Here is a 12727-nt window from a genome sequence, read left to right as displayed (position 1 = left end):
GTGGGAGCGAGCTTGCTCGCGATGACGTCGGCACAATTGCGTCGACGCTGCCTGACACACCGCTATCGCGAGCAGGCTCGCTCCCACAGATTTGCCAGGCCACTCAAACAAGCGCATTGCCGTATGCGCTACCGGCCTTCTCCATCGTCGAATTGAGAAACGCGTCGCGCAGCGCATCCTCGATAAACTGCCAGGCCTCCTGCGCCGACGCATCCGGCCCCAAGTGGGTGAACATGTGATCGCAACCGGTGAACATCCGCTCCTTCACCGTCACACCGGCCTGGCGCAACTTCTCTGCGTAAGCCTCGCCTTCGGCGCGCAAGATGTCGTACTCGGCGGTGATCACTGTGGCCGCGGGCATCGCGCGCAACGCCTCAACCGTTGCCAGCAGCGGCGAAGCCAAGGGATTGCGCGCCTGATCGGGATCGCTCAGGTAGCAGCTGTTGAAAAAACGTACCAGGCCCGCACCGAGCAAGGGTTTCTCAAGGGGCGAAAGCTTCAACCCTGGATCTATCGCCAGGTCCAAGGCCGCGTAGTCGATGACCTGATGCACCACACGCAAGCGTTGATGCCCCCGCGCCAGGCTGGCCAGGCCGGTGGCCAGGTTGCCGCCCGCGCTGTGCCCGCCAACGGCCATGCACTGTGGGTCGATGCCCAGCGCCGCGGACTGATCGGCCAGCCACTCCAGCACCTCGAAGCTTTGCCTCAGCCCTGCGGGAAACGGATATTCGGGTGCCAGGACATAATCCAGATTGACCACCAGGCAACCGAGGTTGTGCGCCAGGCGGCGGCAGTAGCTGTCGTCATGCTCCGGCACGCCGGCGACGAAACCGCCGCCATGCAGGTTCAGGTACACCGGCATGGGTTCCCGGGACGGCGCAGTGGGCCAGTAGAACAATGCCCGCGCCGGCCCCCAGCCAGTCGGGATGAATCGCTCGTCGACCAGCCGTAGCGGATACTGCGCCGCGTCGTAGACGAACTTGCCTTTCATGCGCTTGGCAAAGGCGCGCAGCAGCTTGGCCTTGAGGGTTTGCAGCCTGTTCATGGTCACGCTCCCAAGCGGCTCAATGGGCCGTCAACAATTGATCCAGCAGGCCGTGAATCATCGGGCCGTAGGGTGCGCGCATCGCCAGGTTGGACTCACCGATCGGGCTCTGCACCACCACCGCCTTGGCATGGCTGAACGTCCGGAAACCATAGACACCATGATAGGCGCCCATGCCGGCGTGACCGACTCCGCCAAATGGCAGCGCTTCGAACAACACATGGCTCATGACGTCATTGATCACCACCCCACCCGAGGTCGTGCGCTCCAGCACCTGCTGACGTTCAGCGGCGTCCTCGCCAAAGTAATAGGCTGCCAACGGCCTTGGCTGTTCGTTGACGTAGTCGATCGCCGTGGCGAAATCCCGGTAGGTCTTGATCGGCAACAGCGGACCGAAGATCTCCTCGCGCAGCACCTGCATCTGCTCGTTGGGATTGAGCACCAGGGTCGGGGCGATCTTGCGGGTCTGGCGATCGCTCAGGTCTTCCTGCGCCGGGTTGATCTCGATCAGCCGTGCGCCTTTGGCATGGGCATCGACGAGGTAACCTTGCAGACGAGCGAAATTGCGCGGGTTGATGATGGAGGTGTAATCCGGGTTATCCAGCAATGTGGGGTACAGGGCACTGACAAAACGCACCGCCTCGGCGACAAACGCCTCCAGCCACTCTTCCGGCAGCAGCACATAGTCGGGCGCCAGGCAGATCTGTCCGGCGTTCAAGGTCTTCACCGTCAGCACCCGCTGGACCACGGTCGCCAGATCGGCACTGCGCGAAACCAGCACCGGCGACTTGCCGCCCAACTCGAGGGTCACCGGCACGAGATTGTCCGAGGCCGCTCGCATGATGTGCCGCGCCACGGCCGTTCCCCCGGTAAAGATCAGGTGGTCGAAAGGCTGCCCACTGAACAACGCGCCGACCTCTGCACCACCCAGCACCGTGGTCAGTTCGCGCTCGTCGAAATAATGGGCGATCAACTCGGCGAGCAACGCCGAGGTGCGAGGGGTCAACTCCGAAGGCTTGAGCATGGCCCGGTTACCGGCCGCGAAGATGCTTGCCAGGGGCCCGAAGGCCAGCACGATAGGGAAGTTCCAGGGGCTGATCACGCCCACCACGCCCAACGGCTGATAATCGACCCGCGCCTCGCAACCGGCAAACGGTGCAGGATGCGCCTCGGACTGCATCCACTCGGCCATGTGCTCTCGGCAATGCTTGAGGCTGGCCACGGAACCTGCGATATCCGTCAGCAGCGTCTGTTCGCGGCTGCGGTTGCCGAAATCCGCGGATATTGCCGTGACGAGGGCTTCGCGGTTATCCAGCAACAGGGCAATCGCCCGGTCGAGGCGGTCGCGGCGTAGCGCCAGGCTGGCGGGTCCCTCGTCCAGGTGGGCCCGTTTCATCCGCGCGAGCGCCGCAGCGAGTTGTTCGGCGCTGACCGCCGCATCGTGGTGACCGAGAATGCTCATGGCGTGAATTCCTGCTGATTGAATTGTTATAAGTCAGTACTAAATGCCCGGCGAGTCAGGCATCTCTGCCGCTTCGCCGGATGAGTATGACAAAAAACAAGACAAAGGAAACCATTAAGTTTCCTAACTTAACAGCACGACCATGAGCGATAAGGCCCAGGAACTATTGGTTTCAACGATAAGCGAAGGTAGCAACCCATAGAGAAGCTGCCCGGCGATGAGAACATCTCAAGGCTTCTGGAAAAGAGGGAAAAACTGATAACTGATTATTTTTATTAACTAAAAGCATCGCTCAGCTGTGAGGGCCAACCCAGTCCCGCAGGATTGAGAGCGGCCGACGTGCTACGGATTTTCAGCCGCAGCCTCCCGCGACCGCCCTGCCGGTGTCTGCAGATACAGCGAAAGCACACACCAAGCCCCCTCGCCATGCTGAAGGGGCTGTGCATATTCGCGTTTCCCACGCTACCAAAGCGTCATCGTGTAGCTGACGATCAGGCGGTTTTCATCCAGGTCATTGCCAAAGTTCGAGCGCACCGAAGCATTGCGCCATTTCACCCCCAGCCCTTTCAGCGTCCCGTCTTGCACCACGTAGGCAATGTCGGTGTTGCGCTCCCATTCCTTGCCCTCACCGGGGGCGGCTCGTTGCACGTTGTCGCCGCAAATGTAGCGGGTCATGAAGGTCAGCCCCGGTACGCCCAGTGCTGCAAAATTGTAGTCATAACGGGCCTGCCATGAGCGCTCGTCAATGTTGGCGAAGTCGCCGATCTGCACGAAGTTGACCAGGTACGGATCGCTGCGACTGATGTACGGAAAAGGATCGTCGCCGCTCATGCGTTGGTAACCCAGGCCCAGCGCATGGCCTGCGAGGCTGTAAGTGAACAACGCGCCGAACGCCTGGTTGTCCAGATTGCGGAAGTTGCCGTCCCCGGTGCTGCGCGAATAGCGCACGTCACTCTTGAGCGACTGGCCGGCCCCCAAATCCAGGGTATGAACAAAGCCGAGGTAGTGTTGCTGGTAGATGTCCTCCAGCTTGCCGTAGCGGTATTGCGCCGTGAGATTGGGCAGGAACTGGTAATCCGCGCCGGCGAACTGGAATTTATCGCTGTTGCCACCGATGCGGTTGGCGGTCATGTCCTGGTAATCGGTGGAGTCGACGAAGTTGATTTGCGTGAGTTGCCCGCCGGTCAGCTTCAAATGGTCGATCTCCTGCACGCTCGCCAGCCCGCCCTTGAAGGTGCCCGGCAACAGGCGCGTGTCGTTGGAGCTCACCACCGGGTCCTTGATTTGCAGCGTCCCCAGCTTCAAGGTGCTGTTGGACACGCGTACTTTGGCGGTCAGGTCCAGTTCGCCATAACGGTCTTGGGAACCGCCCGACAGATCCGCCGGCAACAGATTGGTACCCGCCGTCCCGCCACCGGAGTCCAGCTTGAAACCGGCCATGCCCAAAGCATCCAGGCCGAACCCCACGGTCCCGGCGGTGTAGCCCGACTCCATGCGCAGCAGGAAGCCTTGCGCCCACTCTTCAGCCTTGTCCCGCGCGCCTTCCTGGCGAAAGTCGCGATTGAAATAGAAGTTGCGAGCCTCCAGGCTGCCTTTGCTGTCGGCGATGAAATCCGCATGGGCGGCCGGCACACCGATCAGGCTCAAGCTGATCAACGTACCGAATGGGGTGAAGGTGAGATGTCGCATGCGTGCTCCTTTTCCGGACGCGAACGAAGCCGCTAGGAGCGTCCGATGTTTTTATTGTGAAGGCGCTGTAGTGAGAAACGGACGCAGTGGCCTGCGTCGTGGAGCGGATTCTTCGGGTCGGAGTTCACCAGCGTCAAACGGGAAAAAAGCCCAGTCGGACATAAGAAAATTTGATGCCCGCATCGGTCGGTTCTGGAGTAACAATTGCAACCATAAGAACGACAAGTGCCAAGAGAACCCACATGAACCTCAAATTCCTCGAAACCTTCGTCTGGGTCGCCCGGCTGCAAAGCTTCAGCCTCACTGCCGAGAAAATGTTCAGCACCCAGGCGGCGATCTCCAGTCGCATCGCCTCGTTGGAGGAAGAGCTGGGCCTGCGCCTGTTCGTGCGCGATTCGCGCGGGGTGACGCTGACGCCCGAGGGCTTCAAGGTGCTCGACTACGCCGAGCAGATGCTTGAGGTGCAGCGCGCATTGAAGCAGTCATTGGACACCAGCAGCCCGCAGCAGGGCCTGGTGCGCATTGGCGTGATGGACACGGTGATCCACACCTGGCTCAGTCCGCTGATGTCGATGCTGATGCAGGCCTTTCCCGCCGTTGAAATCGAAATCACCGCCGACGCTGCGCGCAACCTCTGCGAGCAGTTGCAAAAGGGTTATCTGGACATCGCATTCCAGACTGATCCGGTCCGCCACGAAAGCGTGCGTAACCTCGAATTGGCGCACTATCCCATGCATTGGGTGGCCGCCAGCCAGTCGATCTACGCCCGTCCCTATGCCTCGCTGGTAGAAATGGCCAGCGAACGCATCATCACCTTCGTCAAGCACTCACGCCCGCACCAGGATGTGCTCAACCTGCTGTACGCCCACGGAGTCGGTGCACCGCGCGTCAGTTGCGTCAACTCGGTGTCGGCCATGACCCGGTTGATTCGTGACGGCTTCGGCATCGGCGCCTTGCCGGCCGCCCTCGTGGCCAAACCCCTGGCCAGCGGCGAGCTGATTATCCTGGAACCCGGCACCGCCCTGCCCCAGCTCGACGTCGTGGCCTCCTGGCGCGCCGGCGTAGGCCTGGAATTGATCGAGAGCATCGTCCAGATGAGCCGCCAGGTGGTCAGCCAATACGCCATTGATGTCGGCCCGCAGCGCATGGTCGCGGCACCGGGCCTGGACGGTCATAAGATTTAGTTGTCCGTGGGTACCAGGATTCCTTGTTGGACGTCATCGCCAGGGCGCTCTAAAAAAGAGCCAAGAACCCCTGGAGATATCGCGATGAGTCAACCCGTTCTGTCCTTTGAACAGCTTCGCCAGTGCGACCCGCTCGCCCTGCGCCAGCGCATCGCCGCCGGCCAGTACCACGGCCATACCAGCGGCTTGGGCCAGGGTCGGGTGCAAGCCAATATCGTGATGTTGCCCGGTGATTGGGCCAATGAGTTCCTGCGCTACTGCACCCTCAATCGACAGGCCTGCCCGCTCCTCGACGTGACCGAGCCCGGGGATCCGTTCTTTCGCAACCTGGGCGTACCCATCGACATCCGCCATGAAGTGCCCCGCTACCGGGTCTATCGCCACGGCGAGCTGAGCGAAGAGCCGCTGGACATCGAGCACCTGTGGCAGGACGATCTGGTCGCCTTCGCCCTGGGCTGCTCGTTCTCATTCGAACAACCGCTGCTGGAAGCCGGCATTCACCTCAGGCACATTGACCTGGGCCGCAATATCGCAATGTTCAGGACCAACATCGACACACGCCCGACCGCCCGCCTGTCTGGAAAAATGGTCGTGACCATGCGACCGCTGAAGGCCGCGGCGGCGATCCAGGCGATCCAGATCACCGGGCGCATGCCCAATGTCCATGGGGCGCCGGTGCACATCGGAGACCCGTCACTGATCGGCATCCACGCCTTGGACAAACCGGATTACGGCGACGCCGTGCCCGTCGAGGCGGACGAGATCCCGGTGTTCTGGGCCTGTGGCGTGACGCCTCAATCGGTGGTCCAGGCCTCGCGTCCACCGCTGTGCATCACCCATGCGCCGGGTTGCATGCTGGTGACGGATCTGTGGAACCGTGATTTATAAGCCTCCAATAAGCTTTCTCAACCTGTTAGGGATAGACGATGAACACCGCTCGGCAATCGATTCAAGCGTACATCCAGGCCAAGGATGGTAACCGCCCTCACCTGCTGGAACGGGCCTTTGTGGCGGATGCGGTCCTCGACATGGTCGTGCGCACGGGCGCCATTTCGTTTCCCGACCACGTCGAAGGCCGTACCGCCATCGGCGACGTGCTGGTCAGTCGCTTCGGCCAGACCTTCGAAAACGTCTACACGTTTTGCCTGGGCGCGCCACCGGCTGCGGACGCCGAAGCGTTCCAGTGCAAATGGCTGGTGGCGATGTCGGACAAGCACAGTGGCGAGGCGCGTGTTGGCTGCGGTCTGTATGACTGGCAGTTCCATCCGGAATCGAAACGGGTCCAGCGACTGACGATCACCCTCGAGCACATGAAAACCCTGCCGGCTTCCGATCTGCCGAGGATCATGGCCTGGGTATCGCCGCTGGACTATCCCTGGTGCAGCCTTGACGCTGCCATGAGGGAGGTGCCGGACGTAAGCGAGCTTCAAGACGTGATCCAGTACCTGGATAACCTGCGGCCATAACCCTTCAAGGAATCGCCCCCAGTGAACATCAAGTTCCTCGAAACCTTCGTCTGGGTCGCCCGCCTGAAGAGCTTTCGCCTGACGGCGGAAAAGTTGTTCACCACCCAGGCGTCCGTCTCCAGCCGCATCGCCGCCCTGGAGGATGAGATGGGCGTACGCCTGTTCGTGCGTGACGCCAAAGGGGTGTCGCTGACTTCCGAAGGCCAGCGGGTACTGGAATATGCCGAGCGCATCATGGACACCATGCAAAGCATGAAGGCGGTGATCAAGGATCCGCGCCAGGTGCGCGGGCGGATCCGCATTGGTGCCATGGACACCGTCATCCACACCTGGCTGAGTCCGCTGGTGACGCGCCTGATGGCGTGCTACCCGGCGCTGGAAATCGAACTGTCAGCGGACACCGCTAGCAACCTGTGCTCGCAGTTGGAAAAGGGCTATCAGGACATCATTTTCCAGACCGACATCCTGCGCCTCGACAGCGTTCGCAATGCACTGCTGACGCGCTATCCGATGCATTGGGTGGTGCGCACCGGTTCGCTCTATGACCGGCCCTATGCGTCGCTGGAGGACCTGTCCCAGGAACGCATCGTCACGTTTTCGCGCAATTCCCGACCTCACCAGGACATCCTTAACCTGCTGCACTCAGCCAACATCGTCTCGCCGCGCATCAATTGTGTGAACTCGGTGTCGGCGATCACTCGCCTGGTTCGCGATGGTTTCGGCATCGGCGCCATGCCGGCGGCGCTCGTGCTGGGTGAGTTGGCCCAGGGCACGCTGAAGCGGGTGGACGGCGTGCCCTTGCCAGCGGTGATGGACATCGTTGCCAGTTGGCGCACCGGGGCAGGCATGGAGCGGGTGGAAGACATTGTCAGCCTGACCCGGAATGTGGTCGAAGAGTTTGTCGCTGGGCTGCCTGCGGATTGCCGCCTGGACGCGGGTTAGGCTCGCGCGCTGTCCCCCCTGAGGGAGCGAGCTTGCTCGCGATGGCGGTGGGTCAGCCAACAATAGCGCCAGCTGGCTCGGCCTCTTCGCGAGCAAGCTCGCTCCCACGGATTTGTTGTACCTCCCTGCTAAACACCTGCAACCGCCGGCTGTCAGTGAATTGCAATATCCCGGACTTAATCTGGTCTGAGCGCACGGCGGCGAACTGCTGGATGTGCCAATGGTCCAGGGAGTCCGCCATGAAAATCAGTGTATTCGGAAGTGGTTACGTAGGCTTGGTGCAAGCCGCTGTGTTGGCTGAGGTGGGCCACGATGTGGTGTGCATGGACGTTGACGAACAGAAGGTCGAGCACTTGCGCCAGGGCCTGGTGAGTATCTTCGAGCCCGGGTTGGCGGCGTTGGTGCGTGAGGGGCTGGAGGCCGGGCGGTTGCATTTCACTGGCGACGAGCAGTTCGCCGTGCAGCATGGTCAGGTGCTGTTTATCGCGGTCGGCACGCCTTCCAGGGACGATGGCTCGGCTGATTTGAGCCAGGTCATGGCCGTTGGGGAAGCCGTCGCCCGCTACCGTGAGCAGCCGCTCATCCTGGTGGAAAAGTCCACCGTGCCGGTGGGCACCGGCGATGTGCTGCGGGCGCATATCGACAAATGCCTGCTCAAGGCCGGGCGCCTGTTGCAGTTCGATATCGTGTCCAACCCGGAATTCCTCAAGGAAGGCTCGGCGGTTGCCGATTGCCGGCGCCCGGATCGCATCGTGATCGGCTGCGAGCGTGATGAAGTCCGCGAAACCATGCGCGACCTTTATGCCCCGTTCAATCGCAACCACGACCGGGTGCTGTTCATGGACCTGCGCAGCGCCGAGCTGACCAAATACGCCGCCAACGGCATGCTGACGACGAAGATCAGCTTCATCAACCAGATCGCCGAACTGGCCGAGCACCTGGGGGCCGACATCGAGTCGGTGCGCCTGGGCATCGGCGCCGATTCGCGCATCGGCTATCACTTCATCTACCCGGGTTGCGGCTACGGTGGCTCGTGCTTTCCCAAGGACATGCGCGCCCTGATCCACAGCGCTGAACAGGCACACTGTTCCAGCGACCTGCTGCAAGCGGTGGAATCGATCAACCGGCGGCAGAAGCACAAGCTGTTCGAACGCATCAATGCGTTCTTTAAGGGTGACTTGCGCGGCAAGACCTTCGCCCTGTGGGGCCTGGCGTTCAAGCCCAACACCGATGACATGCGCGATGCACCGAGCCGTACCCTGCTTGAAGCTCTTTGGGCCGCCGGTGCCAGTGTCCGTGCGTTTGACCCGGAGGCCATGCAGCAAACCCAGCTACTCTACCCCAACGAATCGAAACTCATGCTGATGGGCACGCCGGAATCGGTGTTGCCGGGCGCCGATGCGTTGGTCATCTGCACCGAATGGCAGCCCTTCAAGGCGCCAGACTTCGACTTGATCCAGCAGCGGCTCAAGGCTCCGGTGATTTTCGACGGCCGTAACCTGTATGACCCCGAACGCATGGCGGATAAAGGCTTCACCTATTTTCCGATGGGGCGCGGACAATCACGGGACTTGCCCATCGCCGAGCAAACCTGGTTTCAAGCCTCCAAAAGTGCGTGAAGCACTTAACCTCAAAAATAATGCACTCAAGCCTCATTAATATGAATTTGTAAGCGCCGGTGGTGAACGGCACACTGTGCGCCGTTCCTCCCCCAACTGTTGGAACACTTAAAGGGCTTTCAGGGATATCCTCGTAAGCCCCTTTTTTTGTTCGTGTTCTGGATCTGTGCTTAATGCTTTCTCGCTGGTTCCCCGCAGCTATCAATACCCGTCCTACCGAATGGAGCCGCGCCGCGATCGGCATGGCGTTGGGAACGATGTTCAGTGTCTGGCTCTGCGGCCAGGTGTTTGGCCTCCAGGTGGCGCAACACATGATTGGCCCACTCGGCGCCTCGGCCGTGCTGTTGTTCGCGGTGTCTTCGGGCGCCCTGGCCCAGCCCTGGTCGATCTTCGGTGGCTATCTCTGTGCGTCGGTCGTGGCCTTGCTGGTGGCCCATGTCCTGGGCCGCACGCTGGGCAGCGCCTGCCTGGCGGCCGGCATGGCGTTGGTGTTGATGTGCTGGTTGCGGTGTGTGCACCCACCCGCGGGCGCGGTGGCGGCGACGCTGGTGCTGGCCGACCCGTCCATGATTGCCCTGGACTGGCAGGCCGTCGGTGTCGCGATGCTGGCCGGCTCCGGCCTGCTGGTCTTTGCCCTGGCCTACAACAACCTGACCCGGGTGCGCTACCCCAAGCGCGCCAGCGAGCCGGTGGCCGTCATCCCGGCCGACCATCCTCCCGTCGACCGGCAGGCCATCACCGCCGAAGACTTGAAGCTGGCCCTGGCGGAAATGGAGGCCTTCTACGACGTCACGCCCGAGGATCTTGAACAATTGATCCACGCCAGCGAGCGCTATGCCAAGCGTCGTAGCATCACGGAGGTGCTGTCGGGTCGCGGATGATCCCGTGGCTGCTATAAATATGCAGAAAGGACCTGCACGTATGCCGGTTGTGCAGTGCAAATTTGCACTGGTAGGATCCCGTCCGGATACGCGCAAAAAAATGCGTAAGAACAATAAAAGCAGGGAGTTAGCGATGACAGCTCAGGTTTCATCACAGGCCGGCGGAACCGTCGCAGCCCAGGTTTATGACGTGCTGGTCGAGGTTCGCAACCACATTGGCCACTTGACCCTGAACCGCCCTGCCGGCCTCAATGCGCTCACCCTCGGCATGGTGCGCAGCTTGCAGCAACAGCTCGATCGCTGGGCCGTCGATCCGCAGGTTCGCGCCGTGGTCCTGCGGGGCGCCGGCGACAAGGCCTTTTGCGCCGGCGGCGATATCCGTACGCTGTACGACAGCCACAAGCAGGGCGACACCCTGCATGAAGATTTCTTCGTCGAGGAATATGCCCTCGACCTGACGATCCATCGCTACCGCAAACCGGTCCTTGCCCTCATGGACGGCTTCGTCCTGGGCGGTGGCATGGGGTTGGTGCAAGGCGCCGACCTGCGGGTCGTGACCGAACGCAGCCGCCTGGGCATGCCGGAAGTCGCCATCGGTTACTTCCCGGATGTCGGTGGCAGTTATTTCCTGCCGCGCATTCCCGGTGAGCTGGGCATCTACCTGGGGGTCAGTGGCGTGCAGATCCGCGCCGCCGACGCGTTGTACTGCAAATTGGCCGACTGGTACCTGGACAGCCGTAAGATCGAGCAGCTCGACGAGCGTCTCGATCGGCTGGAATGGCACGACACGCCGCTGAAAGATTTGCAGAGCCTGCTGGCAAAACTCGCTGTGCAGCAGCTCCCCGCGCCGCCCCTGGCCGACCTGCGCCCGGCCATCGATCACTTCTTTGCCCTGTCCGATGTGCCGAGCATGGTCGAGCAGTTGCGAGAAGTCACGGTTGCCAACAGCCATGACTGGGCGGTCAAGACCGCCGAGCTGCTGGAAACCCGCTCCCCGCTGGCAATGGCTGTGACCCTGGAGATGCTCCGTCGCGGCCGGCATTTGAGCCTGGAGAACTGTTTTGCCCTGGAGCTGCACCTGGACCGGCAATGGTTCGAACGCGGTGACCTGATTGAAGGCGTGCGCGCCTTGCTGATCGACAAAGACAAGAATCCACGCTGGAACCCACCTACGTTGCAAGCGCTGGACGCCCAGCAGGTAGCGAGTTTCTTCGACGGCTTCGACGACCACGGGAACTGAGCCATGCACGACCTCGAACTGACCGAAGAACAAGTGATGATCCGCGACATGGCCCGGGACTTTGCCCGAGGTGAAATCGCGCCCCATGCCCAGGCCTGGGAAAAAGCCGGCTGGATCGATGACGGCCTCGTGGCGAAGATGGGCGAACTGGGCCTGTTGGGAATGGTGGTACCGGAAGAATGGGGCGGCACCTACGTCGACTACGTGGCCTACGCCCTGGCGGTGGAAGAGATTTCCGCCGGCGATGGCGCCACCGGGGCGCTGATGAGCATCCATAACTCGGTGGGCTGTGGCCCGGTGCTGAATTTCGGCACCGATGAGCAGAAAAAGACCTGGCTGGGCGACCTCGCCAGCGGCCAGGCCATTGGCTGCTTCTGCCTGACCGAACCCCAGGCCGGCTCCGAAGCCCACAACCTGCGCACCCGCGCCGAATTGCGCGATGGCCAATGGGTGATCAATGGCGCCAAGCAGTTCGTCAGCAACGGCAAGCGGGCGAAACTGGCGATTGTGTTTGCCGTGACGGACCCGGATCTGGGCAAGAAAGGCATTTCGGCGTTTTTGGTGCCCACCGATACGCCGGGGTTCATCGTCGACCGCACCGAACACAAGATGGGCATCCGTGCCTCGGACACCTGCGCCGTGACCTTGAGCAACTGCGCCATTCCCGAAGCCAATCTGCTGGGCCCACGGGGCAAAGGCCTGGCAATTGCCCTCTCCAACCTCGAAGGCGGCCGCATCGGCATCGCCGCGCAGGCTTTGGGCATCGCCCGCGCCGCGTTCGAGGCGGCCCTGGCTTACTCGCGGGATCGGGTGCAGTTTGACAAACCTATTGGCGAACACCAGAGCATCGCCAACCTGCTGGCCGACATGCACACCCGCCTCAATGCCACCCGCCTGCTGATCCTCCATGCCGCCCGGTTGCGCAGCGCCGGCAAACCCTGCCTGTCAGAAGCCTCCCAGGCCAAGCTGTTCGCCTCGGAAATGGCCGAAAAGGTGTGCTCCTCGGCCATACAGATCCATGGCGGCTACGGTTATCTTGAGGACTATCCGGTAGAGCGCTACTACCGAGATGCGCGAATCACCCAGATCTACGAAGGCTCCAGCGAAATCCAGCGCATGGTCATCGCCCGGGAGCTGAAGCACTACCTGGTGTGACGGCTGAAAAGCATCGCGAGCAGGCTCGCTCCCACAGGGTTCCG

General features: G+C 61.7%; 11 protein-coding genes. 8 read left to right on the top strand and 3 right to left on the bottom strand.

The annotated features are described in order from the left end of the window. Nucleotides 1-103: 103 nt before the first annotated feature. From J7E36_RS24955 to J7E36_RS24945, 3 genes are all read right to left on the bottom strand, one after another. Nucleotides 104-1045 carry an alpha/beta hydrolase gene (locus J7E36_RS24955; RefSeq protein ID WP_215008999.1) on the bottom strand — a complete coding sequence of 314 codons (942 nt, stop codon included), beginning with the start codon at nt 1043-1045 and terminating at the stop codon, nt 104-106. A gap of 19 nt (nt 1046-1064) precedes the next feature. After that, nucleotides 1065-2507, bottom strand: a complete 1443-nt coding sequence (locus J7E36_RS24950; RefSeq protein ID WP_215008997.1) for a coniferyl aldehyde dehydrogenase — start codon at nt 2505-2507, stop codon at nt 1065-1067. 462 nt (nt 2508-2969) lie between these two features. Further along, the gene (locus J7E36_RS24945) at nt 2970-4196 is read right to left on the bottom strand and encodes an OprD family porin (RefSeq protein WP_215008995.1); all 1227 of its coding nucleotides are present in this window, start codon (nt 4194-4196) and stop codon (nt 2970-2972) included. A 242-nt stretch (nt 4197-4438) separates the two neighbouring features. Here J7E36_RS24945 and J7E36_RS24940 point away from each other — a divergent pair, with 242 nt between their 5' ends. From J7E36_RS24940 to J7E36_RS24905, 8 genes are all read left to right on the top strand, one after another. Beyond that, the gene (locus J7E36_RS24940; protein WP_215008993.1) at nt 4439-5380 is read left to right on the top strand and encodes a LysR family transcriptional regulator; all 942 of its coding nucleotides are present in this window, start codon (nt 4439-4441) and stop codon (nt 5378-5380) included. Between the two features lie 84 nt (nt 5381-5464). Next, nucleotides 5465-6268: a putative hydro-lyase gene (locus tag J7E36_RS24935; protein WP_215008984.1), complete on the top strand. Its 804-nt coding sequence runs from the start codon at nt 5465-5467 to the stop codon at nt 6266-6268. 38 nt (nt 6269-6306) lie between these two features. Beyond that, on the top strand, nt 6307-6846 hold the full coding sequence (locus J7E36_RS24930; protein ID WP_215008982.1) for a hypothetical protein: 540 nt from the start codon (nt 6307-6309) through the stop codon (nt 6844-6846). Between the two features lie 21 nt (nt 6847-6867). Beyond that, nucleotides 6868-7788: a LysR family transcriptional regulator gene (locus tag J7E36_RS24925; RefSeq protein WP_215008980.1), complete on the top strand. Its 921-nt coding sequence runs from the start codon at nt 6868-6870 to the stop codon at nt 7786-7788. A 239-nt stretch (nt 7789-8027) separates the two neighbouring features. Further along, nucleotides 8028-9407, top strand: coding sequence for a UDP-glucose dehydrogenase family protein (locus tag J7E36_RS24920; RefSeq protein ID WP_215008978.1), 1380 nt, complete (start codon nt 8028-8030; stop codon nt 9405-9407). A 173-nt stretch (nt 9408-9580) separates the two neighbouring features. Further along, a complete protein-coding gene (locus J7E36_RS24915) occupies nt 9581-10288 on the top strand; it encodes an HPP family protein (RefSeq protein WP_215008976.1) in 708 nt (235 codons plus the stop codon). A gap of 133 nt (nt 10289-10421) precedes the next feature. Beyond that, a complete protein-coding gene (locus J7E36_RS24910) occupies nt 10422-11528 on the top strand; it encodes an enoyl-CoA hydratase/isomerase family protein (RefSeq protein WP_215008974.1) in 1107 nt (368 codons plus the stop codon). 3 nt (nt 11529-11531) lie between these two features. Then, entirely contained in the window at nt 11532-12683 is a 1152-nt protein-coding gene (locus J7E36_RS24905) for an acyl-CoA dehydrogenase family protein (RefSeq protein ID WP_215008972.1), read from the top strand. The last annotated feature ends 44 nt before the right edge of the window (nt 12684-12727 follow it).

Origin of the sequence: Pseudomonas fluorescens, from assembly GCF_018614775.1 — a bacterium.
Lineage (GTDB): Bacteria > Pseudomonadota > Gammaproteobacteria > Pseudomonadales > Pseudomonadaceae > Aquipseudomonas > Aquipseudomonas fluorescens_BY.
The sequence above is the reverse complement of the archived record's forward strand: the minus strand, read 5'-3'. Positions and strand labels throughout refer to the sequence as shown.

Excerpts from the sequence above, each read along its gene's own strand:
- J7E36_RS24955 (WP_215008999.1), bottom strand. The coding sequence starts at position 1,045 with ATGAACAGGCTGCAAACCCTCAAGGCCAAGCTGCTGCGCGCCTTTGCC.
- J7E36_RS24950 (WP_215008997.1), bottom strand. The coding sequence starts at position 2,507 with ATGAGCATTCTCGGTCACCACGATGCGGCGGTCAGCGCCGAACAACTC.
- J7E36_RS24945 (WP_215008995.1), bottom strand. The coding sequence starts at position 4,196 with ATGCGACATCTCACCTTCACCCCATTCGGTACGTTGATCAGCTTGAGC.
- J7E36_RS24940 (WP_215008993.1), top strand. The coding sequence starts at position 4,439 with ATGAACCTCAAATTCCTCGAAACCTTCGTCTGGGTCGCCCGGCTGCAA.
- J7E36_RS24935 (WP_215008984.1), top strand. The coding sequence starts at position 5,465 with ATGAGTCAACCCGTTCTGTCCTTTGAACAGCTTCGCCAGTGCGACCCG.
- J7E36_RS24930 (WP_215008982.1), top strand. The coding sequence starts at position 6,307 with ATGAACACCGCTCGGCAATCGATTCAAGCGTACATCCAGGCCAAGGAT.
- J7E36_RS24920 (WP_215008978.1), top strand. The coding sequence starts at position 8,028 with ATGAAAATCAGTGTATTCGGAAGTGGTTACGTAGGCTTGGTGCAAGCC.
- J7E36_RS24915 (WP_215008976.1), top strand. The coding sequence starts at position 9,581 with ATGCTTTCTCGCTGGTTCCCCGCAGCTATCAATACCCGTCCTACCGAA.
- J7E36_RS24910 (WP_215008974.1), top strand. The coding sequence starts at position 10,422 with ATGACAGCTCAGGTTTCATCACAGGCCGGCGGAACCGTCGCAGCCCAG.
- J7E36_RS24905 (WP_215008972.1), top strand. The coding sequence starts at position 11,532 with ATGCACGACCTCGAACTGACCGAAGAACAAGTGATGATCCGCGACATG.